Annotated in this window: 25 protein-coding genes; 6 read left to right on the top strand and 19 right to left on the bottom strand. The window is 44.8% G+C overall.

Annotation, left to right across the window (positions count from 1 at the left end; translation table 11 throughout):
• Position 1: 1 nt before the first annotated feature.
• From DFR58_RS15110 to DFR58_RS15050, 14 genes are all read right to left on the bottom strand, one after another.
• Entirely contained in the window at positions 2–640 is a 639-nt protein-coding gene (locus DFR58_RS15110) for a putative phage tail protein (RefSeq protein WP_114298687.1), read from the bottom strand.
• Positions 637–1,713 (bottom strand): baseplate J/gp47 family protein, encoded by a 1,077-nt coding sequence (locus DFR58_RS15105; protein WP_114298686.1) that lies wholly within the window; start codon positions 1,711–1,713, stop codon positions 637–639. The genes DFR58_RS15110 and DFR58_RS15105 overlap by 4 nt, the downstream gene beginning before the upstream one ends.
• Positions 1,714–2,154, bottom strand: a complete 441-nt coding sequence (locus DFR58_RS15100; RefSeq protein WP_114298685.1) for a DUF2634 domain-containing protein — start codon at positions 2,152–2,154, stop codon at positions 1,714–1,716. It abuts the gene before it with no gap.
• Positions 2,147–2,638 carry a DUF2577 family protein gene (locus DFR58_RS15095; protein ID WP_114298684.1) on the bottom strand — a complete coding sequence of 164 codons (492 nt, stop codon included), beginning with the start codon at positions 2,636–2,638 and terminating at the stop codon, positions 2,147–2,149. Before DFR58_RS15095 ends, DFR58_RS15100 begins: the two co-directional genes overlap by 8 nt.
• 12 nt (positions 2,639–2,650) lie before the next feature.
• Positions 2,651–3,661, bottom strand: coding sequence for an XkdQ/YqbQ family protein (locus DFR58_RS15090; RefSeq protein WP_114298683.1), 1,011 nt, complete (start codon positions 3,659–3,661; stop codon positions 2,651–2,653).
• A complete protein-coding gene (locus DFR58_RS15085) occupies positions 3,658–4,344 on the bottom strand; it encodes a LysM peptidoglycan-binding domain-containing protein (protein WP_114298682.1) in 687 nt (228 codons plus the stop codon). Before DFR58_RS15085 ends, DFR58_RS15090 begins: the two co-directional genes overlap by 4 nt.
• Entirely contained in the window at positions 4,341–5,792 is a 1,452-nt protein-coding gene (locus tag DFR58_RS15080) for a hypothetical protein (protein WP_114298681.1), read from the bottom strand. Before DFR58_RS15080 ends, DFR58_RS15085 begins: the two co-directional genes overlap by 4 nt.
• A 220-nt stretch (positions 5,793–6,012) precedes the next feature.
• Positions 6,013–6,417 carry a phage tail assembly chaperone gene (locus DFR58_RS15075; RefSeq protein ID WP_114298680.1) on the bottom strand — a complete coding sequence of 135 codons (405 nt, stop codon included), beginning with the start codon at positions 6,415–6,417 and terminating at the stop codon, positions 6,013–6,015.
• A gap of 117 nt (positions 6,418–6,534) precedes the next feature.
• Positions 6,535–6,681: a hypothetical protein gene (locus DFR58_RS21915; RefSeq protein ID WP_170138175.1), complete on the bottom strand. Its 147-nt coding sequence runs from the start codon at positions 6,679–6,681 to the stop codon at positions 6,535–6,537.
• A gap of 61 nt (positions 6,682–6,742) precedes the next feature.
• Positions 6,743–7,174, bottom strand: a complete 432-nt coding sequence (locus DFR58_RS15070) for a phage tail tube protein (protein ID WP_114298679.1) — start codon at positions 7,172–7,174, stop codon at positions 6,743–6,745.
• Between the two features lie 15 nt (positions 7,175–7,189).
• Positions 7,190–8,269: a phage tail sheath subtilisin-like domain-containing protein gene (locus DFR58_RS15065; protein WP_114298678.1), complete on the bottom strand. Its 1,080-nt coding sequence runs from the start codon at positions 8,267–8,269 to the stop codon at positions 7,190–7,192.
• 4 nt (positions 8,270–8,273) lie between these two features.
• A complete protein-coding gene (locus tag DFR58_RS15060; RefSeq protein ID WP_114298677.1) occupies positions 8,274–8,744 on the bottom strand; it encodes a phage tail terminator family protein in 471 nt (156 codons plus the stop codon).
• A 309-nt stretch (positions 8,745–9,053) separates the two neighbouring features.
• Positions 9,054–9,578, bottom strand: coding sequence for a hypothetical protein (locus tag DFR58_RS15055; protein ID WP_114298676.1), 525 nt, complete (start codon positions 9,576–9,578; stop codon positions 9,054–9,056).
• Positions 9,575–10,006, bottom strand: coding sequence for an RNA polymerase sigma factor (locus tag DFR58_RS15050; RefSeq protein ID WP_147273189.1), 432 nt, complete (start codon positions 10,004–10,006; stop codon positions 9,575–9,577). The genes DFR58_RS15055 and DFR58_RS15050 overlap by 4 nt, the downstream gene beginning before the upstream one ends.
• A 465-nt stretch (positions 10,007–10,471) precedes the next feature.
• Here DFR58_RS15050 and DFR58_RS15045 point away from each other — a divergent pair, with 465 nt between their 5' ends.
• From DFR58_RS15045 to aroA, 4 genes are all read left to right on the top strand, one after another.
• Positions 10,472–11,179: a LexA family protein gene (locus tag DFR58_RS15045; RefSeq protein WP_114298674.1), complete on the top strand. Its 708-nt coding sequence runs from the start codon at positions 10,472–10,474 to the stop codon at positions 11,177–11,179.
• A 174-nt stretch (positions 11,180–11,353) separates the two neighbouring features.
• Entirely contained in the window at positions 11,354–12,379 is a 1,026-nt protein-coding gene (gene aroF, locus DFR58_RS15040) for a 3-deoxy-7-phosphoheptulonate synthase (RefSeq protein WP_114298673.1), read from the top strand.
• Entirely contained in the window at positions 12,369–13,502 is a 1,134-nt protein-coding gene (locus DFR58_RS15035) for a prephenate dehydrogenase (protein WP_114298672.1), read from the top strand. The genes aroF and DFR58_RS15035 overlap by 11 nt, the downstream gene beginning before the upstream one ends.
• A 23-nt stretch (positions 13,503–13,525) precedes the next feature.
• Positions 13,526–14,800, top strand: a complete 1,275-nt coding sequence (aroA, locus tag DFR58_RS15030) for a 3-phosphoshikimate 1-carboxyvinyltransferase (protein ID WP_114298671.1) — start codon at positions 13,526–13,528, stop codon at positions 14,798–14,800.
• 202 nt (positions 14,801–15,002) lie between these two features.
• On the opposite strand, the gene DFR58_RS15025 is transcribed toward aroA, so the two are convergent.
• Together DFR58_RS15025 and DFR58_RS15020 are read right to left on the bottom strand one after the other, a co-directional pair.
• A complete protein-coding gene (locus DFR58_RS15025) occupies positions 15,003–16,031 on the bottom strand; it encodes a virulence RhuM family protein (protein WP_207659246.1) in 1,029 nt (342 codons plus the stop codon).
• Between the two features lie 426 nt (positions 16,032–16,457).
• Entirely contained in the window at positions 16,458–17,117 is a 660-nt protein-coding gene (locus tag DFR58_RS15020) for a redox-sensing transcriptional repressor Rex (protein WP_114298669.1), read from the bottom strand.
• A 205-nt stretch (positions 17,118–17,322) separates the two neighbouring features.
• On the opposite strand from DFR58_RS15020, the gene DFR58_RS15015 reads away from it, so the two are divergent.
• On the top strand, positions 17,323–19,266 hold the full coding sequence (locus DFR58_RS15015; RefSeq protein WP_114298668.1) for an ABC-F family ATP-binding cassette domain-containing protein: 1,944 nt from the start codon (positions 17,323–17,325) through the stop codon (positions 19,264–19,266).
• An 18-nt stretch (positions 19,267–19,284) separates the two neighbouring features.
• On the opposite strand, the gene DFR58_RS15010 is transcribed toward DFR58_RS15015, so the two are convergent.
• From DFR58_RS15010 to DFR58_RS15000, 3 genes are all read right to left on the bottom strand, one after another.
• A complete protein-coding gene (locus tag DFR58_RS15010) occupies positions 19,285–20,022 on the bottom strand; it encodes an N-acetylmuramoyl-L-alanine amidase (protein ID WP_114298667.1) in 738 nt (245 codons plus the stop codon).
• Between the two features lie 94 nt (positions 20,023–20,116).
• Positions 20,117–20,647: a hypothetical protein gene (locus DFR58_RS15005; protein ID WP_114298666.1), complete on the bottom strand. Its 531-nt coding sequence runs from the start codon at positions 20,645–20,647 to the stop codon at positions 20,117–20,119.
• Between the two features lie 248 nt (positions 20,648–20,895).
• Positions 20,896–21,828 (bottom strand): GGDEF domain-containing response regulator, encoded by a 933-nt coding sequence (locus tag DFR58_RS15000; RefSeq protein ID WP_114298665.1) that lies wholly within the window; start codon positions 21,826–21,828, stop codon positions 20,896–20,898.
• A gap of 259 nt (positions 21,829–22,087) precedes the next feature.
• Here DFR58_RS15000 and DFR58_RS14995 point away from each other — a divergent pair, with 259 nt between their 5' ends.
• Complete coding sequence (locus tag DFR58_RS14995; RefSeq protein WP_114298664.1) at positions 22,088–22,309, top strand: hypothetical protein; 222 nt, start codon at positions 22,088–22,090, stop codon at positions 22,307–22,309.
• Positions 22,310–22,311: the final 2 nt, after the last annotated feature.

Genomic DNA, 22,311 nt, shown 5'->3' with positions numbered 1-22,311 from the left:
CTTAAGGTTCAAATATTTCCATCTCGTCCCACGTCATCGACTCCTGCACACCGGGTATTATAAGGTCGAATTCGTCCCATGTGAGGTTGGGTTTTTCCTTTAAAAACGGCCTGTACGCCTCAAGCTGCTTCCATGTCATCGACTCCTGCACCCCGGCCGTGAGCACGTCAAATTCCCTCCACAGCAGGTAGGTGTATTCATACACTATCTCAAGATGCGCCTGAACAATGTCGTCAAGCTGCTTTTTAAGCAGTCCGAGCTCCGCCGGTATTCCCCTCTCTCCCACAAACCTTATTCTTATTCTGCCGTCAAAGCTCACCTCTACCTCACCGTTTGAATACGCCTCTGCCACCGACTTTATCATTGCGGGCGTTACCTTTTGTACTCCCCTCATTTTTGCCTTGAGGCGCGCCCTCCTGTCCTCATAGGAAAGCTGGGGGCTTGTACTAAGCCCGTACTCCTTCTCCCACAGCTCAAGCCCCCATGTCGCGGTGTCGGCAAACAACTGATCCAAAAGCTCTTCCGTTCTGTCCCTGAGGGTGTCCAGCTCCCGCCCCTCCGCCTTAAGCACCGACTTGAATATCCTAGATGTGTGATAGTACAGCGGTACATATGACAGCATTACATCATACCTGCTCATGAAAGGCTCACCGTCCCCACGACAGCCACCTGCTCGGGGCCGGGAATTATATTTCCGCTGTCTCCGTTTACAGTAAGCCCGGTGTAGTCACTGCCCCCCGTCTGGGATATGCTTTCCAAAAGTATTGTGCCTATTCTGGCATAGCTGACAGGTGCTCCGGTAAATGCAATATCGGCCAGATAGGCCGCCAGAGCCCTTTCAAATAGAGGCGCTACCTCCGATGCATCCGCCCCGCTTACTTCCGCGGTGACGTTTATTTCCACAGCCTCGGCCGGTGCCACGGTGCAATATGCCCCTATGGGAGCCTGCCCCTCTCCACAGCCTCCGGAGCCGGGGTCAATATATTGCTGTACATCGGCTACAAGCTCCTCCGATGCGGGCTGCTTGTTTGAGTCAATTATAACCACCTTTACCGTTCCCGCTCCGTTCCATAGTGGGAATACCTTTGCTGCTCCCACACCCGGAAATTCCTCAGCCCAGTTCTTATAATGGTATTTATTCCCCGAGGTAACGGGGGCCTGTACCTTGCTGAAATAGCGCAGGCGCAGCGATTCGTCGCTTTCCTCGTCGGCACCCGCATTGATGTATTCGGTGCTGCGGGCCGAAATAAAGCCCGGAATAGCCACCGGGGCAATGAACTGTGTAAGAGGAGCTATCCCCCCCATATTTCCCGCCGTCTCATTTTCAAAGCGTATCAATACCTTACCCGTTTGCCCCACCGTTTTTGTCTCCGCAGAAGCAAACCTTATATTTCCCTGCCACGTGGCAAGTATGTCCCCCGTATTTATCACCGAGCCCACCGCAGCGGTAACCTCTATTGTGCCCGTTCCCTTTGTCGCCGGCTTCCTGCCGATACCCCTTTCGGAGGTTATCTTGTCTAAGTACTCTCCGTAAGCGCTTTCGGCAAAGCCTAAGCCAAGAAGCCTGTCAAGCTGCTGATATGCCAGTGTCAGCTCCAGAGCGGCAGGGCTCACGGCATCATTGAAGAAATCACCCTCCGCTGTGTTTATTCCCTCCGGCGCGTTTGCCAGCATTCTATTTTTTATAGCCTGTTCTGTCTCATTCTCATACATTTATACCTTCACCTCCATATCAATTGTGCCGCTGTCAAAGGTATGCACCCGGAACTGTATTTCGAGAGAGCTTCCGCTCCTTAGAAATCCAAAGTCTCCTACATCCGTGATCCTTGGATCATGTATAAGGGCATCTGTTATCTGCTCCTTTATTTCGCTTATAAGCAGCTCATAGGGCAGACCCTTCTCCATAAGCCCTTCAAGCGTTATTCCATAATCAAAGCTGTATATGGGGAACCGGAACCTTTCAGTCCTTACGGTTTTTTCTATCCAGCTTTTAAGCACTTCAAGGCCTTCTCCCACATACACCTTGTTGTCTACCGTTTTGAACTCCCCCTTTTCAAAATCGAATATGGGGGTTCTTCCATATGACACCTCCCCGGTGCCCAATGCCGCGCTTACGTCAATCTCCGTACCGCTTTGCGGAAATATATCAGCCATACTCCACCACCCTGTCTATTACAATATATTTTTGGCCTCCCGGCACCTCCTGAACAAGCACCCTGTCACCCGCCTTCAAGGTATCCTCAAACTTAAGCTCTGCGTATGACAGCTCTATACCGGCATTCTCCATGTCCAGCCCGTTAAGCTGGTGTGAATGACCCTGTGCCTCGCCGGTACTGCCCGAAAGCGTTCCGCTTCCCCTTCTCAGGCTGTTGGAGTCACGTGCCGCGGTCTGCTGCGTGTGTCCCAAATCCCTCACCACACCAGGCTCGCTTTTAAGGCTTACTATCCTTGTGCCGGACATCAGCCTTTCGCAGACAACCAGGTCTGTGCGGGACAGCTCGGCCTTCATGTTGTCCACCCTTATTACCAGCCCGGGATAAGGCGATATAACCGTCGCAAGCTCAAAGCCCCTGCTTCGGCCCGCTATAACCGTCCCCGCCTCTTTCCTTATCAAATTAACCAGCTCTGCCGCTCCCAAAACACCACCTCCTTACTCCTCATACTCCATGGCAGGCACGTCGTCGGTGCGTGTCAGCTTAAGCTTCATTGTGTGCCTCGTCCCCTCTATTATGTGGCTGTCCTGATCCACATAAAACACACCCGAAAGGCCCGTGACAGGCTCGGTTACCCTTACAGCCGCTCCTGCCTCCACCTCGTCTAAGCCTATTGCCTCTATATCTGCCTCTATTTCCTCCCTGCAAAGCTCCTTCAGCATCGTCTCGGCAATCTGGCGTATGGTGGATCTGTTTATGTTGTCTCCCGACTCCTCGTGTGTCTCCTGCATTATTCCGTAAAGCTTCTGCATTTCTTTATTTTGGGCGGTGTATACAAGCTCTGTTTCGCTTCCGTCCTGTGCCGTCAGCTTTCCCACAAGCTTTATCTGGTTTTTCATGTCCTCAATGGAGGCCGACGTCGACGCCGCCAAAAGATTGGCGCCCTCCTTAAGCACAAGATACACCGGCTGGCTGCTTTTACGCACTATATTAAGCTTTCCTTCCTTGAAATACACCCTGTATTTTGTACCGCTTTGCTTTGCAGTCTCGGTAAGGGCGGTCACAATTATGTCCCAAAGCGTTTTGTCCCTGAAAATAAGCTTGGGGAATATTATTTTGGTGTCCTCAAGCTTCCCTGCGGGTATGCCGAAGCTGCGGCATATTTTTTCTGCTATCTGGCTGGCCTTTATCTGCTCAAACCTGTTGGTGTCCTTGTTTTTTACAAGATATACCGCATGGGTATATGCAGTAATCTTCAAAGCCCCCTTATCGTCCCTGTCCTGTCTGAAAACAACTCCCCTCATTATCTCACCGTCGCCGTTCCTTAAGACAAGCAAGTCCCCGTTTTTAATATTAAGCCGGGGTATGAAAACGTCTGTGCCGTACACAAGAGAAATATCCATTTTCCTTACGGCAGAAGCCATCTCTCCCCCGTATTCAATTCCCGTTACAAAATCGCTTATGTCCCTTGTGACTCCGCTCTGCACATGCAAAACCGAATAGCTCATAGCACCAACTCCTGTCCCGGCTTAATAAGATTGGGATCTGGGCCTATTATTTTTTTATTTTTTTCATATATCTCCTTATACCTGCTTCCATCCCCATACTGAAGCTTTGCTATAGCCCACAGTGAATCCCCCTTTTTCACCGTATAGACAGACGGGCTTTGCCTTTCAACCGTCCTTACCATTGCTGATGTGCCGGAGGCCGAAGCACTGCTTTCCACTATTTTTGCCTGTATAAACCTGTACTCCTTAAGCACAAGGTCATAGTACACATCACCGGGCTGCCCGCCCTTCTCCCTGTAGCTGAACTCCTCTATCATGCACGCCATGTTTATATTCATTCCCATTATCTTAAGGCGGATAGGCCTTTTAGTGTCCATCCACCTGCTTATTCTCTCTACTGCAACATAGGGCTCTGTAAATTCCTCGCTGGAGCACTGGCAGTAAGGCGCGTAATATGAAGGGCAAAAGGAGGATATGGTTATTCCCTTAAGCTTCCTGTTCCCTATAATTCCTATCTCTCCTAAGTTCACAACCTCTGCCGTGCTGTTTGAAAGCCCCGTCCGCACCTCAAGCTGATCAGGAACCACAGGCAGGGCCAGAGTCTCGGCGTTGTTATTGAAGGACAGCATAATCGCTATATTACCTCTGACTGTTTTTATGCTTGAATCCGAAGCTGAACTCATGTGTTAAAAGCCACCTCCCCCATAGTTGCCGAAGCCTCCTTTATCTTTGCCACAAGGTCGTTTACTATATCGTTTGTGGACTTGTTCACTCCGTTTATTGTGATATTGAAGATGCTTCCTCCCTTTGCCGAAGGTACATTTGCGGTGCCGTCCCTCATGCTTTTGTAATTCTTGTTCTCATGGGCGGTCAGAACCCGCTCCCCCTGATGCAGCTCAGCTATATATCCGTCATAGGGTACATATGAAAGCCCAAGTGCGTACGATCCATTGCTGCCGACTCCTCCGAAGGAGCCTCCTGCTCCTGAGCCGACCACACCCCCGCTTAATGCTCCCCCCTCAATACCAAGCAATTTTTTCAGCCATCCCGGCATTATGCTTAAAATAGGCTGAATAACATTTTTTGAAAACCAGTCCGCAATGTTTCCAAATACCGATGCAATGTAATCCCAAACTCTTCCGACAGCCTCCTTTACGGTATCCCAATTTTTTACAAGGAGTACTATAATTGCTATAAGAGCTGCAATCCCTACGATTATCCATGTAATCGGGCTTGTTATAAAGGCTGAGCTAAGCACAGTTTGAGCTGCCGAAGCTGCCAGCAATGCAACCCTCATTAATCTGTAGCCTATGTTTAACCTTGAAATTGCTCCTCCTACCGACTGAAATACTTTAAGGATTCCGTTTCCCGCTCTGCTCAATGCATTAAAAGCACCTGAGCCTACGTTTCTCAGGGAATTTATAATAGATGATATAGCATTTGTCCCCCCGCCAGGGCCACCGCCGCCTCCATTACCTCTATTACCACCATTCCCACCGCCGTTTCCTCCGCGGAGTCTGCCGACTAAGCTTGATATCTTGCCACCTATTGCTGCTATAATCTTATCCAGTGCTTTGCCTATTGTGGCATCATATATTGCGTCAAATATTTGATCAAAAATCTTGTCCAAAATTTTCTCCAGAAGCTTTTCCAGAAACCCTTTCTTATCGTCCTCCTGCGCCTGTACATTATAAGATATGCTTATGTTGTTTGTAACACTGGTCACCTTGCTTATGTTGTTTGTAATACTGGTAATATTGCTTATGTTGTTCGTAATGGATACCGTCTTACTATAAACACCTCTTTTGTCACATCCACACTGGGATTTAATATTGACAATTACCTTAATCTGGCAAGGCTTGATTTTGTCTAATATTTCCTTTAACAACTCCACTATTTTTGATAGGAAGCCAGAAATCTGCTTAATTCCGAACTGCACCACCGAAAGGATCTTTTTGTGGAAGGAGCTTATTTCCTCATGCATGTTCCGTGCAATGCGCAAGGCTGGCCTGAAGCCTCTTTCGTCTACAAACTTCATAAACTCCGCCGACCTGTTTAAAACACTCTGGTTGCTTTGGATGCTTTTCAGTATGCTTTCAACTCCCGGGCTTACAACCGATACCTGTTCCATGTATTTCACCGCCTTTCCTATTACAGCAAATTCAAAAGGGCATAGGGGCACGACATGCCGCCCTCTCCCATTTCCCTGATTGCCTTTGCCTTTTGTTCATCCTCAAACTGCATAAAAGCCTCCAGCACCAATCTTTCCCCTGCCGGAAGCCTTCTTGTTATGCCCGGCAGAATTCCCTTCTGCCAGTTTCTGTAGCAGAGATAGGTTATTCTATCCCTGCTTATGAGTTTTTTACCTCTTCCACCTTGTTCTTTCCATAGCCGCTAAGCTCCTGTATTTCGTCGTAGACAGACGTGATTTCTCCTATAAGGAACAGCTTCTTTAAAAGCTCCATAAAGTTGGGAGCCTTGAATTTGTTTTGCAGATCCTTGTTTTTTATGTCGGGATCAAGCATACACCTCGCAGCGGTGAGATACTTCATTTTTGAAGAATCCACCTCCACGCCGTCCTTTGTTATTGTCATGCAGTCCCTCTGTATTTCTTCCTCCTCATCCGGCCTTATGGCGCGGAACCTGATTATAAAGGCCTGCTTGTAAAGTGCGCTGAGCCTTTTAATTTCCAGCTCCTTCTCGGGAAGCTTGAATTCGTTTATATCATTGGATAAAAGCATCTCGGTAAGATTCATGTTTTTAAATACCTCCTGTATTTTTATGTGAAAGCGCGGAAGGAAATACAGGCTGAGTGAAAAATTTCAGCTTGTCACCGCTTCGGCAGCATGGGGTACGGTTCCTCTGCTTTCCTTTCAGTCCTTTGCTGCGCTGCGGAAGCACAGGAATCCGTCCCCAAGCTTCCTCCGCTGCTTTTTTGCGAATGCCAACGCTTCGTTTTCTCCTGAATAGTTTTCACACAGCCTTAATATCTCCGCACTTTTTACGAGTTTAATCTTCATCCCCGGTTCTTCCCCTGCATCGGGAGAAGGGCGTTTACGAAGCCTCTTTCCTTATGGCAAATTACGCAGTTATTTCATCTAAGTATTCAAAGTCAGAAAACGTGAAGGGTATGTCTACCGCTCCCGCCTTTGCCGCCTCCCAGTCCATCAGTGTCAGGTCGTCAAAGGACACGTTTTTAAGCAGCACCTTTTCCGCGCCATAGCTGTCGGGGTCGGCAAGGCTGCTCATAATATAGAAGCGGATGTCGTGCCCTCTTCTTATGCCGTCTGCCAGAAGTGTACCCATTCTTGAGGATATCTTCCTTATTTTAAGCGTGCCCTTTCCGTTAAAGCCCACCATTTTGGACTCCGTCCCCGGTCTGCCGCAAATGCTGATTTCTTCCTTCTTTTTTTCCACCTTCGCTTGAAGGGCATACGCCTCCATTATCTCGGAATCGTTAAGCCAAACCTGTCCGTAGGTGCCGTTTATTACTCTCTTTGTCTCAATAGCCATTTATACCACTCCCCCTTATATAATAGTTGTAAGCGTGAAATCCTCAATAGCATCAAGGATTTTTATATTGCTCTGCAGAAATACCCTGTCATGAGTATTCGCCTCTTTTATTTGCTGATCGCTCATGTCGGAGGTGTTAACTCCAATGCCTTCCAAGTATTCCTTCTGAGCCTGCATGTCTATGCCCGTTTCGTTATTAAAGGCGGGATCAAGCAGCCCGTCGTTTGCCATCCCTTCATCGTATGCCTTTATGGCATTAACCAGCAGCAGCTTGTTGTCATAGCTGTTGGGGTATTTCCCGATATACGAATCCTCTACCGTCTTTTTAATGTCATCGTGCCTCATGTCCATAATGTCCACCATCTTGATTTTCTTGAAATCCTCCCCCTTATCGGAGGTAGTTGTTACAAGGCTGTTTACCGCCCTTGCAATCTTGACCTTTTCTCCGTCATGGTACAGCACAAGCTTTCCTACGCCGATTGCCTCATCGTACTGGCTTTTTGTAAGCCTGGGTATGTCAGTCACCTCGGGAAGAGGCCAGAAGGTGGCGGAAATATTCAGCGGAGTGCCCGCCAGCAAGCCTGCTATTCTGGCAGTATACATCGACGCGCTATAGGTCTTTGCCCCAACCTCTATATTGCCGGTGGCAAAGTTGATAATCCCTTCGCTGTCGGCAGCCGTATCGGGCAGCACAGCCTTTACCTTTATATCCTTTTCGTCTCTTAAGTCCTTTACCCAGCCGGCAACAACAGCGGCACCCGCCGCGTCAATGCCCGGCACCGCAAGGTAGTCGAACCTTCTGGTTTCAAGTGCGCTTAAGGCGCCCGTATAATCCGTGCTGTTATCGGGAATGACAACCAGTATGAGCTTTTTGGGAGGCTTGGCCCCCCCTATAAACGCCTTCCCGGCAATATCCCTGTTGGACTCGGAAAGTGTTGCGGGTATTGCAGAAGCATCGCCCGCTTCCACTACAGATACCGCCGACACCGATGCGTCCTTCAGCACCAGGGCAACTATTCCCCTGCTGCCCCTTGTTATTATTGAAGATGCCTTGCTTTTAAAAGTAACTAAAATTTGTGGTAATCCTAAAGACATAATTTTATCCCTCCTGATTTACTTTAAGGTTTATTTTGTTCATTTTTGGGTGAGCTTCCTCACCTATCGGCCTGTCATAAATATCCACAGGCCTGTAGTCGCAGAATACAAGCTTTACAATAAGAAAGGTAACGCCGTCCCGCCTTCCGCCTCTTAGAAGCACAACCTTCAGCGCGCGTCCCCCAATCCTTACAAAGCCATTTCTGAACACGCTTTTTAGACTGCTGTATACATCAAGGGGCTTTATCCCCTCTTGCTGCCCCGCCTGTTCCGAAGGATAATAGTCAATACCTACGCACACCGTCTCTACGGTCTGCACCCTGTTGTCGTCCTCCGATCTGTCGGAATCAATGTACACATCAAATGAGGGTGCTGTGATTACACCCGGCATTCCGTGAAGGTATACCTCAGCCTCGGGATATTGCTCCTTTACCGTATCCGCTATGCCCTTCACAACGTCTTTTACTGTCAGCATTTCTTTTCCACCGCCTCACATACCGGCAGCACTTTCATAAACGCTCCCCCCTTCTGCCAATAAAAAAACCCCCGGATTAATATTTTTAATATTAATTACAGGAGCTCCTTTGTAATTATCTCAAGATAGCTTAGAGGGCTCTATGCGGAAGTACGGCCGTACCCTTCCCGTTTCTTAAGAGCCTTATTCTAAATTATCACAGTTTAAAGTTTAGCAGAAATAATTCCTATTGTCGTCCGGGATTTGTCCACGATTTGTCCACGATTTGTCCGGGAATTTTCCACGGTTTGTCCACGATTTGCCCACACCTTATACCGCATCTCTGGTCCCGCCGTTTCCGCAAATCAGGCCGGCAAGGCACCGTACCGCCTCCCTGCACACGCCATAGCACCTGCTGAGGCTCATATTCATTGTATATGCCGTTTGCTCCATTGCCACGCAATTAATATAGTAGCTTTTTACAATCGTGCCATACTTCTTATTAATCCTCCCCAGAAGCTCAACACCCTCTTCCACAACGGCTATATCGTACCTCATACGCTTAAGCTCCTTCTCCATCTCCGCCCTTGCTCTCCTGTAATCACTCACACAGCCTTTGCGGTATTCCATAGCCGCCGCTTCAACCTTGTTGAGCTGGGATACCTCAACGCCCTTTTCCATTACAAACTTGGGAGCGGCCCCCGAATATCCTGAGCCGTACATCCTGTATTCAATATAGTCACTGTGCTCCTCCGGGGCCAGCCTCTTAATTTCACCCTGAAGGGCGTTTACCCTTTCCTTGTTGCGCCTGTATTCCTTTAACAGTCTTTCTGTTTCAAGCATTCCGTTGTTCATATATATACCTCTCCTTCTCCCGCCAATACCTTAGAAAGCATTTCGGCTGCCTCTCGGCAAAGCTCATAGCACTTGCTTCTGCTTATATGCATTCTTTCGGCTATGTCCTCCATCCTGCAGCCCTCAATATAATAATCGTTTATTATGGCCTTGTACCTTTTATCCACCTGCTCAAGCGTATTAAGAGCGTCCTCCGTCACTTCCTGTACAATCCTTAAGCTCTTCAGCTCCTTTTGAAGGCTCATTTTCATCCGCAGCTCTCTTCCGTATTCCTCTTCAGTCTCATGCACTTCTCCATCACTTACGCCCATCCTCTCCGGTTCCTCATTAAACGCAAGCCTTTTTATCCTGCTTTCTATGAACAATATGCGCGCCCCGTTCAGCCTGTAGCCCTTCAATAGCTTTTCAACTACTGTATATCTGCTCAAAAAATTCACCTCAATTCTTTGCGTTATATATTTAGCAATAAAGATTTTACATGGAGGATATAATTTGATGGAAGAAATTTTTTTGACCCTTAAGGAATGCATCTAAGAAAAGCGCCTGATGACAGACCCGTGAGACATTTCCCCGCAAGGCGTCTTGAAGACTCTTAGAGTCTTACGTTGCTATTAAAAATTTCTGTAGGCAATTATATTCTCTATGTTTGTAAAATCTTTATTGCATCCTAATATAGTTAAGAATATATACCAGCACAGGTTTTTTTTCAAATAACAAATGACGTTTTTAACGTCATTTAAGCGTTTTATTCCTTTGTTATCTATTTAATTCTTTCAATATTATAATAATATTTGACTTTTTGACGTTATAACCGTATAATTTATAATATACGCTATATATGGGATACTATACTATAATTAAAGGCAAATAAAATAATTCCGGGGTGTTTTAATTTGGATAAAAAGGATGTAGGAAAGAGAATAAAGGCTGCAAGGGCATTGTTCCATAAAAGGCACGGCATTAAACTCACACAGCAGCTTCTGGCCGAAAAGACCGGTATTTCCAGAAGCTATATAGGTGATATAGAATCGGGAAGGACATACCCTACCTTCGTTACTATTAAAGCCATTTCAAATGCGTGCGGTGTCCCTGTAAGCTTTTTCATGGAGGACAATCCCGGGTATATTAAAAGCAGCGAGGCTCAAGGCTATGAATATAAAAACACCGCAGAGGAGGACTGCATACCATCCCCCGACAGCCGGAGCAGCTTAAAGACCATACCAATTTTAGGCTTGATCCGTGCCGGTGAGCCTATTTCGGCATGTCAGAACATAGTGGGCTATGAATATATTCCTTATGACATGGCCAAGGGCGGAGAATATTTCGGGCTGAAGGTTATGGGAGATTCCATGAACAATTCAAGAATCTTTGACGGCGACACCGTTCTGGTAAGGAGGCAGGACGAGGTTGAAAACGGAGAGATAGCAGTTGTCATGGTGGATAGTGAAAACGCCACAATAAAAAAGTTCTATAAAACCGACTCGGTAATTACACTGGTGCCCGACAGCTCCAACAAGGATCATCAGCCCAGATTCTTTGACATTACCAAGATAGACATAAAGGTGCTGGGAAAGGTGGTAAAGGTAATTATAAGCTTGTGAGCTTCCGCTCACAATCGAGCTTTTTAAGGTTGCCGCTCCTTCTTGACATTTCCGCCGTATCATTGTAAATTTAAAGTAGCCTTAAATGGGCAGAGCGGTTGTAAAACGGTAGAACGGTCAAGTTTAAAGGCAAAACGGTTAAAAGTATTAATTTTGCAGGAAGGAAGGATAGTTATGATTATAGTAATGAAGCAGGGCTCCCAGGATAAGGAGATTGTGGAGATTTCAAAGGTATTGGAGTCTTTGGGCCTGGGAGTACATATTTCAAAGGGGACTGAAAGAACCATAATAGGCGTACTTGGCGATAAGAGGGTATTGAGTGATGTGCCGCTTGAGCTTATGCCGGGAGTGGAAAAGCTGGTTCCCATTGTAGAATCATACAAGCTGGCGGGCAAAACCTTCAAGCCCGAGCCCAGTGTTATTGATGTCCAGGGAGTTAAAATAGGCGGAAAAGAGCTTGTAATGATGGCGGGTCCCTGCGCCGTGGAAAGCAGGGAGCAGATTATGGAGGCCGCCTTTGCGGTCAAAAAGTCCGGCGCACAGTTTTTAAGAGGGGGAGCCTTCAAGCCCAGAACGTCGCCCTATGCCTTTCAGGGGCTTGAGGAGGAAGGACTTAAGCTTCTAAAGGAAGCCAAGGATGCTACAGGCCTTTTGATAATAAGCGAGGTTACAAGTGAAAAGGCAGTTGAAACAGCGGACAAGTATGTTGACATGTTCCAGATAGGCGCAAGAAATGTTCAGAATTTTCAGCTTTTAAGAGAGGTTGGCCGCTCACAAAAGCCTGTGCTCTACAAGCGCGGTCCTTCAACCACTATAGATGAGTGGCTTAATGCGGCGGAGTATATAATGAGTGAAGGCAATCACAATGTCATTCTTTGTGAAAGGGGAATAAGAACATTTGAAACCGCAACAAGAAACACCCTTGATATAAGCGCCGTTCCCGTTGTCAAAACCTCAAGCCACCTCCCCATCATTGTAGATCCCAGCCACGCGGCAGGGAAATCGCAATATATTCTTCCCCTTTCAAAAGCTGCGATAGCCGCAGGCGCCGACGGACTGATAATAGAGGTTCACCCCAATCCCAGATGCGCACTCTCCGATGCCGCCCAGCAGTTGAAGCCTGACGATTTTAACAATTTATGTAAAGTAATAAGCGAAATTGCCGAAATAATAGGGAGAGAATTTCACTATGGCGAATAATTCAATTTTTTGTGGCAAAAAAATATCGATTATAGGCTTAGGACTGATAGGAGGCTCTCTTGCAAAGGCTTTCAGACGTATGGGGATATGCGATATAACAGGTATAAACAGAAACATGGCTTCAGTAGAGCAGGCAATTAGTGAGGGAACAATTTCAAGAGGCTTCAATGAGCTGAACAGCTATGTTTATGAATCGGATATAATATTTATTTGCACACCCGTTAAAATGGCAATCGAATACCTTGACATTATCTCTGAAAAAGTAAGCAGGGAATGCATAATAACAGATGTGGGCAGCACAAAGGCAGAAATAGCCGAGCATATCGACAGTATGCCCAATCCCCCTGCCTTTATAGGGGGGCATCCAATGGCGGGGACTGAAAAGACGGGCTATGCCGCCAGCTTTCCCCATTTGTTTGAAAATGCATATTATGTGCTGTCGCCTGCCAAATCCACTAATGATCGTTGTATCGGTACGATGGCGGAGCTTGTAAAGAGCATAGGCGCCATACCTGTGCTTATGGATGCAAAGGAGCACGACAGGGTAACGGGAACCATAAGCCATGTGCCTCATGTTATAGCGTCGGCCCTCGTAAACATGGTGAAAAAATACGACTCTGCCGACTGCAAAATGCAAATGCTGGCGGCAGGAGGTTTTAGGGATATAACAAGAATAGCCTCATCCAGCCCTGAAATGTGGGAGAATATAGTATCCAGCAACAAAGAGCAAATAGGGAAGATCATAGAGCAATATATAGACATTTTAAACAGCTTTAAGTTGAGTATGGACAAAGGGAACAGGGAAAGCGTATACGGCTTTTTTGAGGATGCAAAAATATACAGAGACTCCTTCTCCTCGGTAAAAAGGATACCGTCTCCGGCGGACGGACTGATAAATCCTATATTCGATATCATCGTTGACGTTGTTGACGAGCCGGGAATTATAGGAGAAATTGCAACCATATTGGGCAGCAATAAGGTTAATATTAAAAATATCAACGTCTCAAACAACAGAGAATTTGAACAAGGATGCTTAAAAATTACATTGCCCGATTCAAAAAGTGTAAATATTTCATTTGATTTATTGGCTGAAAAAGGTTATAAAGTATATAAGAGTAATTGAAAATGAATGGGGGAACGTAATAGGTGTTAATTGAGCAAAGAAACTCTTTAAGAGGCGAAATTACATTGCCGGGGGATAAGTCCATATCGCAGAGGGCCATAATGTTTGGTTCGCTTGCAAAGGGCACCACTGAAATCTCGGGACTTTCAATGAGTGAGGACTGTTTAAATACCATAGACTGCTTCAGGCGTATGCAGGTGGGAATACAAATTCTTTCAGACAGCAGGGTTAAAATTTCGGGCAGGGGGCTTTACGGACTTAAGGCCTCCCCGGTAATGCTTAATGCCGGAAGATCTGGCACCACTATAAGACTTCTTCTGGGTTCGCTTGTGGGACAGCGTTTTCCCTCCTCTATTACCAGAGACGTTTCCTCTGCTAAAAAAAACATGAGCATGGTATTGAACCCTTTAAGGCAGATGGGCGCTATTATAAGCGGCAGGGGCGACGGAAATATCTGTCCTCTCAATATAATGCCTTCAAAGCTCCACGGAATTACTTATGAGCCGTCGAGGTTTGAGACATTTATAAAATCTCCCATTCTAATTGCAGGACTATACTCCGATGATAGAACCAGCGTTGTTGAGGCTGTAAAGTCCAGAGATCACTCTGAGCTTATGCTTAACTATTTCGGCGCAAATATAAAGGTAGACGGTCTTAAGGTTTCATCCCGCAAAACAGGCGAGCTGTATGGACAGCATATTCATATACCGGGAGATATATCCATAGCCGCGTATTTTATTACGGCAGGCTTAATAGTTCTCAACTCGGATATAACTATAAGAAATGTTGGAGTAAACCCTACAAGAACAGGCATATTGGATGTGTATAAATCTATGGGTGCAAAAATAGAGCTGCTTAACAAGCACACCGTAAATAATGAAGAGGTGTCGGATATCACAGTAACCTCTTCCCCTCTAAAAGCCACTGTAATTGAAGGAAGCCTCATACCGCGCCTGATAGATGAAATACCTGTTATAGCCATTGCGGCCTGTATGGCTGAGGGCACTACCGTAATAAAGGATTTGAAGGGCTTTAAGATTAAAGACTCAGGCAGGATAAAATGTCTTATTGCGGAGCTTTGCAAGATGGGCGCCGCCGCATATGAAACCGAGGACGGAATGGCTATTGAAGGCGGAAGGCCTCTGAAGGGCACCGTTACGGATGGGTATAACGACGCGGCGATAGCCATGTCCATGGCTGTGGCAGGGCTCGTTGCCGACGGAGAAACCATGGTAAGAAAGACCCAAATCCTTGAGGTGGCCTATCCCGATTTTCAGAGCGTTTTAAGCAGTCTGTAGACCCTGTGGCAAAAAATCAGGAGACCTTTGTTTAGGTTCGTTCCCATAGGGACATAATTTAAACCATGGGCGCTTGACAAGGCAGATAGCAGCTTTGACTATCTGCCTTTACCGTTATCCAGCTATTTTCTGTTCTTCTTCTGCGAATGCACTGAGTACCCCAATGTCTCGGTAGTCTATGTATTTAACAAGATAATCCACACTACTCATCCTTATCTGTTTCACCTTTCAGATATTTGAACATCTCTTTGTCAAACTGCGAAATATAATTCTTATCCTGCCGAATTCGGAATTGCTTGTAAATTTCCTCAGCTTTTTTTACCGCATCATCATGAGAAACTGTTCCTCTGCCCTCAAGGACTTTCCTGCGGTTGTTTTTCAAAAAATTATCTGTTTCCCCAAGCCAGTCTGCCATGCTCATCAGCACTTCATCCTCTGCCATTAATTCCGCATAGTCAATGAACATTGTCACGATTCGGTTCATTCGTGAAAGTTCCTTTTCGTTAAGATAGTTTTTCGCAACCGATACATCTTGCTTAATGATTTTTCCATCCGGAGCTGCTTTCCAAGTAGTTAACCCCATTGTGGGATGCTCAAGATTGACTCTCTCAGCAATCAACTCTGCTGCGGTTTTGCCTGTTATGGCATAATGGAGTTTATTCTGCACAAAGGCATAAAACTCTCGAGTCAGGTTGCTGTTTTTATCATAATCGTAACTGCACTGCTCAAACACATCAGCAATCTTTTGATATGCTCTCCGCTCACTGGCTCGTATCTCACGGATGCGCTCCAGCAACTCATCAAAATAATCCTTGCCGAAAGGCTTGCCGTTTTTCAGAAGCTCATCATTTAAGACAAAGCCCTTTTGAATATACTCGTGAAGCGTTTTGGTCCCCCATTGACGGAATCGGGTTGCTTTTTTTGAATTAACACGGTATCCAACTGCTATTATTGCATCAAGGTTATAGAAATCCACTAACCTCGAAATCTCACGGCTGCCTTCAATTTGAACTTGTGCAAATTTTGCACAAGTTGCATTCTTGTCTAATTCTTCTTCCTCATATATATTGGAAAGGTGCTTTGTTATAACGCTCCGTTCCGTTTCAAACAGATCCGCAATTGCTTTTTGCGTCATCCAAAAGTTATCATCTTCAAATCTAACTGAAATAGTCACTTTGCCGCTGTCTGTTATATATAAAATTATTTTGTCTTCGTGTTCCAACTCGTTCATCCTCCCGCATATAAAATAAATTACCTCGCAGCAAAGTAATTTAAGTATCCCAAGATTTAAACCCGTCGAATTCGAGGGGGCTATAATGGTCTGAATGTTCTGCTATTTAGATTTATTGTACCAAAAAATACCTTAGCCAGCAATCCGTATTTCTCTTTCATCTCCACATACCCGTGTGAATTTATAATGTATATCCCACCCACTGGCTCTTGCTGCCGTCAGGATTACCCGTCTTTTCATAGACAACAATCTTCTATATATTGTTGTTTTTAAATCGGAATAATTACTGGAAATGAATTGCTATACTGGCTTAAGCTATACCAACATGCAAGGGAGGCACTATCCCTTTTGAGATAATGCCTCCCTACTGTTTTTCCGTATCGGTTTCGGATATGGTTCAATAAGTTTCCCTATTGAACCGCGCCTTTAGTCTCCTGTTTTTTTACTGCTTAACATCTTTTGGTTCATATTATACCCAAGCACCATCAGACCGTCGCTAAGGTGGACATTTTCTATAACTATGTCCCCATACGGAAGCTTTAAATCCATGGGGGAAAAGTTCCACAGCCCTTTGATTCCAAGCCTTGCCACCCTGTCCGCAACAAGAGGTGTCTGCTCATAAGGCACTGAAAGTATTGCGATATCAACCCTTTCTGTCTTTACATACTCCTCGAGAGTATCAATATGATATATCTGTATGTCTTTAATGCTTCCTCCCACCACTTCGGGGTTTATATCGAAAATACCAACCAGCTTAAAGCCCCTTTTCTCAAAGTTTTCATAGTTGGCAAGGGCCTTTCCCATATGCCCTGATCCTATTATTATTGTTTGATACCTGTTATTCAGACCCATTATGTTGCCAATTTCATTATACAAAAACTCCACATTATAGCCATATCCCTGCTGTCCAAATCCTCCGAAACAATTTAAATCCTGACGGATCTGCGAAGCGGTAATGCCCATCCTCATACTAAGCTCTTTGGATGAAATCCTTGTTATATCCAATTTAAGCAAATCGGCAAGATACCTGTAATACCTGGGAAGACGCCTAACAACTGCCATGGAAACCTTTTTTTTAAGACTCATGAACATCCCCCTTAAAGATAAAATTCAGTCTGAATACCTGTAAAAATACTGTATACATCCACCTTTTGGTATAGAGATTATACCACTATTGTTATTTTATTGTCAATATTGCCGCCCCATGAGTTTTTTGTTATAATTGCCTTGCAGCAGTACTCCGCTTGCAGCAGTATTCTGCTTATTAGTTATTTTTGAGGTGTAATATCTGATGATAGTTTTAAACTGTGACAATATATCGTTATCCTTTGGTACAACAAAAATAATTGAGGATATCAGCTTCAGCGTACAGCAGTCCGATAAGGTGGGGATAGTGGGCGTAAACGGCGCAGGAAAATCTACTCTTTTTAAGATTATCTGCGGCGTAATTCAGCCCGACAGCGGCAATATTTATATATCCAAGGATAAAAAAATAGGGTATCTTGAGCAAAATTCAGGCCTTGATTCCTCAAGCACCATATGGGAGGAATTGATGTCGGCCTATTCTGCCCTTACAGACATGGAAAAAAGGCTCAAGGAGCTTGAAAACGAAATTAGCATAGCCGGAACCAATAAAACAGATGAGGGGCAGGTACGCCTATCATCGCTCATGAAGGAGTATTCTTCTGTAACGGACAAATTTACCCGGTCGGGAGGATATGAATATAACAGCAGAATAAAGGGAGTGTTAAAGGGACTGGGATTTTCCGAGGAGCAATGGAATACAAAAATACACACCTTGAGCGGAGGCCAAAAGACCCGCTTATCTCTGGCAAGGCTGCTTCTTGAGGAGCCCGATCTGCTTCTGCTTGACGAGCCCACAAACCACCTTGATATAAATGCCCTAGAGTGGCTTGAAAGCTTTTTAAAGGGCTGCCGCAGCACTGTGCTCCTTATTTCTCATGACAGGTACTTTTTAGACGCGGTTACCAATAAAACCCTTGAGCTGGAAAACTGCTTCTGCAAAATGTATAATAGCAGCTATACCTCATATATAAAGCAAAAATCGGTGGATATGGAAATTCAGCAAAGGCACTACGAGCTCCAGCAAAAGGAGATCGAAAGGATGGAAGCCTTTATAGAGCAGCAGAAAAGATGGAACAGAGAAAAAAATATAGTAGCCGCTGAAAGCAGGCAAAAAGCCATAGACAGAATGGAGAAAATAGACAAGCCCAAGGCTTTGCCGGGAAAAATAAAAATAAGCTTTAAAACAGGCATAACAAGCGGAAATGACATATTATCCGTGGAAAGGCTTTCAAAGGAATACCCCGGAAAGCCCCTTTTTAAGGATATAAGCTTCCGTATAAGAAATCAGGAACGGGTCTTTGTTCTGGGCCCCAACGGGTGCGGCAAGTCAACGCTTCTTAAGGTACTGACGGGAAAGCTTAGTAAGACCTCGGGTGAGTTCGGATACGGGCACAATGTATATATCGGTTATTATGATCAGGAGCAGGAGAATCTTGATGAAGGAAACACGGTAATAGACGAGGTGTGGGATTCAAATGAAAAACTTACTCAGACACAGATAAGAACTACTCTTGCTGCATTCCTATTTAAGGGGGAGGACATATTAAAGCCTGTATCGGTGTTGAGCGGAGGAGAAAAAAGCAGGGTGTCTCTGGTTAAGCTTATGCTGTCGGGGGCCAATTTTTTAATACTTGACGAGCCTACCAATCATCTGGATATAAATTCAAGAGAGGTGCTTGAGGAAGCTCTTCAAAGCTTTGAGGGTACAATACTTGCAGTGTCCCACGACAGGTATTTTATAAACAAGCTCTCCACAAGGATACTTGAGTTTGATGATGTCTGCTTAAAGGATTATTCCGGCAATTACCTTTCCTTTCAGGAATATAAGGGCAGGCTCAAAAGCAGTGCCGCGGAAAAGGCACACGAACCCAAAGCTTCCGCCTCCAAGCTTGAGCGCCTGGCCGTAAAGGAGGAAAAGGCCAGGCTGCGGAAACTGGAACGGCAGTTGGGTGAAACAGAGCAGCAAATAGAAAAAACAGAGTCCCGCCTGCACCAGCTTGAGCTTGAAATGGTGTCGGAAGATACCTCCGCCGACCACATAAGGCTGACTGAGCTTCACAGCGAGCAGCAAGCTTTGAACTCAAGTCTGGAAGAGCTGTATGAGCTGTGGGAAGCACTGGCAAGCGAAAAATCAAGTTTCCCCGGCTGAGGCTGCCTCCCTGCCCTGCTATTTGGCTACAAAATATTTTTTCACCCCGTCCGCTACTGCCGCAGAAAGCTTATCCTGATGCTCCTTTGTCGCCAGCAGCTTTTCCTCGTCGGGGTTTGACAGGAAGCCGCACTCTATAATTGCGGTGGTAGTCTTGACATCTCTTAAAATTATTATAGGAAGCTCGTTTGCTTTTCCCTTTACAAGAGCCTCTCTTTTATTATTGGGATCTACTATATCTTTAACGGATTTTTGTATTGACACCGCCAATTTCTGGCTTTCAGGAGAATTGTGCGGGTAGAAAACCTGAGCCCCCGAATACTGAGTCTGGGGAAATTTATTGAGATGTATGCTGACAACAATATCAGCGCCTGCCTCATCCATCATTTTTTTTCTTCTGGTTAAGTCCTGCTTCCTTTTCTGTGTAACACTGGTGGTATCCGGCGAATATTCCAGCCTGTCTTCGGCTCTGGTCATTAAAACCTTATACCCCTCCGCCTCCAAAAGCTCTTTTGCTTTCAGAGCAATACTTAAGCTGATGTCCTTTTCCTTAATCCCGCTGTAATCGCTTACCGCTCCGGGGTCCTCCCCCCCATGCCCCGGGTCCAGAAGCACTGTCTTCCCCGCCTTCTCCGCTGCCTCGCCTGTTGTGGAAACAGCATCGCCGCCATTTACATTAAGGCTGTATATGGCTATTGAGAGCAACAAAATTAAAATTACCAGTGCAATATTGCTTTTTCTTAATACAACTATCATGATTACCCCAACCTTAACAACTAATTCTATTATTAAGAATATTCCGGCTCGGGCAATATATGCATAAATCTCTACATTAAGTCGTCTGTAAATATTATCTTCTTTTGGGGGTCTTGTTAGGTACAGCACCTGTCCTGATAAAAAGCTTTTTTATCGAAGCCCATACCTCTATGCCATAATACCCCGCCACATAGCCCAATCCCGTTATGGCTATCACTATCAGAGGAGCAAGCGCATAAAAATACCATACTTCATTCCCAAGCTTAATAAACCAGAATAAGGGGCTTAAAATGGTATTAAGCGCCAAATGCTTTATTCCTTCGAGCACCTTATCATTAAAGTTTATTAATGGATATACCGCTTCAATGAGCATAATGGGCAGAAACCCAAAAAAGCCCAGCACAAATCCCTTCAGCGGGTAACGCGGCACCTCGGAATGCGGCCTCTTTTCTTTAATCGCCAGCTTTTTAAAATCTGAGTATATAAGAGCAAACATAAGAAGAAAAATAATGAAGGAAAACACGCTCAAATACTTATACATGCTTATTACGAAAATACAAAAGAGCAGCAGGCTTAAACCATAGTCTGCCAAAACCTTTAAAGAACCCTTGATATAATTTTTCATTCTGCATCACTTCCCTTGATTGTTTTTTTAGACTACCATATATAGTGATAAAGATTTTACATGGAGGATATAACTTGATGGAAGAAATTTTTTTGACCCGTAAGGAATACATCTAAGAAAAGTGAATTTATTGCTCGGGCCCTAGAGACATTTCCCCCAAATTCAGCTTTTCGTTGCTATTAAAAATTTCTGTAAGCAATTATATCCTCTATGCTTGTAAAATCTTTATCGCGTCCTATATGTATAAGCTATTGCTTTCTTCTGTCCTTTACATATACGCTCCCCGCGATGGTTTTTGCCTTCTTTTTCACTTCCGCGGCCACCTCAGATACCTGAATATGGTTTATAAAGCTTCTATGCATATTTGATACAACAGCTATGGAAATAGACATTATAGGGTACAGAATTTCCTTTCCCTGCCTGTTAGTGGTTGATATACATCCCTTTTTCCTGTCCTCCTCGGTATAGAGCTCCAATATCTTTAAATCAAAATCTCTTATTATGCCGGCACAAATATCATTTGCACATTCGGGTACCGTAATTATAACAAAATCATCTCCTCCGATGTGCCCTATAAAATCCTGCACCACACCAAAGCAATGAACATTATCGGTAATTATATCCGCCGTAAGCTTAATAGCGGTGTCTGCCGTAGCAAATCCATACACGTCATTGTATGCCTTGAAATTGTCAATATCGGCATAAATTACAGAAAAATATTCATTTCGTGTAATCCTTGAGTTTATTTCCAATTGTATCTCTATATTTCCCGGCAGCCCTGTAAGAGGATTTGCCTGCCTGTTTCTGTCTATCCTTCTGAATATATTGTTCACTCTGCTTATAAGCTCTCTGGGATTAAAGGGCTTTATAATATAGTCGTCGGCGCCCAGCTCAAGACCTGTAAGCTTATCGTCCTCCGCATCCTGAGCGGTAAGCATTATAATGGGCATAAGATTATTGCAGTCATCTCCCCTAAGAACCCTGCAGGTCTCAAAGCCGTCCATACCGGGCATGACTATATCAAGAAGCACAAGATCAGGCTTTTCCTCAGCCACTCGCTTTATACCGCTCTGTCCGTTGTATTCAAAAATAACCTCGTAGCCCGCACCTTCCAATATATCCTTTATTATTTTCACCATAAGCTGTGTGTCATCTATAATCAGTATTTTCTTCTTTAACATTAACATTCCCCTACATCTTTCTATAAAGAGAAAAAGGCATAACTGCAAATAGATTATATACCATTATAAATAAATTTGCAAAGATTTCAATACCGCTCACATGTTCCATCTGTCTTTGTATTCTTTCTCAATTATTTTTGATTTTTTCTTAATATGAATAATTAAAGCATACTGTTTTGTGATATACTTTATATAGGCGCAATTTATTCCATTATGATAACAATGTGATTAATGCGTACACTATTAAGGAGTGATTTTTTTGGCACAATTCTGTAGTTGCGGATCAATAATAATTAACGACCACTGTACAAACAAAAACTGCATAAACAAGTCAAACAGTGGAACAACAGCCAAAACGCTGAGAGCTTCAAAAAAAGAACCAAAGGAAGGCGGAGCGGCTAAAGGCACAAAGGCAAGGAGATCTTCAAAATGTATTACGTATAATCTTTATGATATAAAAAGCCCCGAGGAAGGCATCTAAGC

This window comes from Anaerobacterium chartisolvens (genome assembly GCF_003337415.1).
GTDB classification, from domain to species: domain Bacteria; phylum Bacillota; class Clostridia; order Acetivibrionales; family DSM-27016; genus Anaerobacterium; species Anaerobacterium chartisolvens.
The sequence above is the reverse complement of the archived record's forward strand: the minus strand, read 5'-3'. Positions and strand labels throughout refer to the sequence as shown.

Coding starts and splice junctions, on each gene's coding strand:
- DFR58_RS15070 (WP_114298679.1), bottom strand. CDS start 7,174: ATGGCTATTGAGACAAAGAGAGTAATAAACGGCACCTACGGACAGGTT.
- DFR58_RS21915 (WP_170138175.1), bottom strand. CDS start 6,681: ATGAAGATTAAACTCGTAAAAAGTGCGGAGATATTAAGGCTGTGTGAA.
- DFR58_RS15060 (WP_114298677.1), bottom strand. CDS start 8,744: ATGCTGACAGTAAAAGACGTTGTGAAGGGCATAGCGGATACGGTAAAG.
- DFR58_RS15080 (WP_114298681.1), bottom strand. CDS start 5,792: ATGGAACAGGTATCGGTTGTAAGCCCGGGAGTTGAAAGCATACTGAAA.
- DFR58_RS15015 (WP_114298668.1), top strand. CDS start 17,323: ATGATAGTTTTAAACTGTGACAATATATCGTTATCCTTTGGTACAACA.
- aroF (WP_114298673.1), top strand. CDS start 11,354: ATGATTATAGTAATGAAGCAGGGCTCCCAGGATAAGGAGATTGTGGAG.
- DFR58_RS15005 (WP_114298666.1), bottom strand. CDS start 20,647: ATGAAAAATTATATCAAGGGTTCTTTAAAGGTTTTGGCAGACTATGGT.
- DFR58_RS15000 (WP_114298665.1), bottom strand. CDS start 21,828: ATGTTAAAGAAGAAAATACTGATTATAGATGACACACAGCTTATGGTG.
- DFR58_RS15110 (WP_114298687.1), bottom strand. CDS start 640: ATGAGCAGGTATGATGTAATGCTGTCATATGTACCGCTGTACTATCAC.
- DFR58_RS15085 (WP_114298682.1), bottom strand. CDS start 4,344: ATGAGTTCAGCTTCGGATTCAAGCATAAAAACAGTCAGAGGTAATATA.
- DFR58_RS15090 (WP_114298683.1), bottom strand. CDS start 3,661: ATGAGCTATTCGGTTTTGCATGTGCAGAGCGGAGTCACAAGGGACATA.
- DFR58_RS15075 (WP_114298680.1), bottom strand. CDS start 6,417: ATGAATCTTACCGAGATGCTTTTATCCAATGATATAAACGAATTCAAG.
- DFR58_RS15055 (WP_114298676.1), bottom strand. CDS start 9,578: ATGAACAACGGAATGCTTGAAACAGAAAGACTGTTAAAGGAATACAGG.
- DFR58_RS15105 (WP_114298686.1), bottom strand. CDS start 1,713: ATGTATGAGAATGAGACAGAACAGGCTATAAAAAATAGAATGCTGGCA.
- DFR58_RS15035 (WP_114298672.1), top strand. CDS start 12,369: ATGGCGAATAATTCAATTTTTTGTGGCAAAAAAATATCGATTATAGGC.
- DFR58_RS15020 (WP_114298669.1), bottom strand. CDS start 17,117: ATGAGTCTTAAAAAAAAGGTTTCCATGGCAGTTGTTAGGCGTCTTCCC.
- DFR58_RS15025 (WP_207659246.1), bottom strand. CDS start 16,031: ATGAACGAGTTGGAACACGAAGACAAAATAATTTTATATATAACAGAC.
- DFR58_RS15065 (WP_114298678.1), bottom strand. CDS start 8,269: ATGTCTTTAGGATTACCACAAATTTTAGTTACTTTTAAAAGCAAGGCA.
- DFR58_RS15010 (WP_114298667.1), bottom strand. CDS start 20,022: ATGATAGTTGTATTAAGAAAAAGCAATATTGCACTGGTAATTTTAATT.
- DFR58_RS15100 (WP_114298685.1), bottom strand. CDS start 2,154: ATGGCTGATATATTTCCGCAAAGCGGTACGGAGATTGACGTAAGCGCG.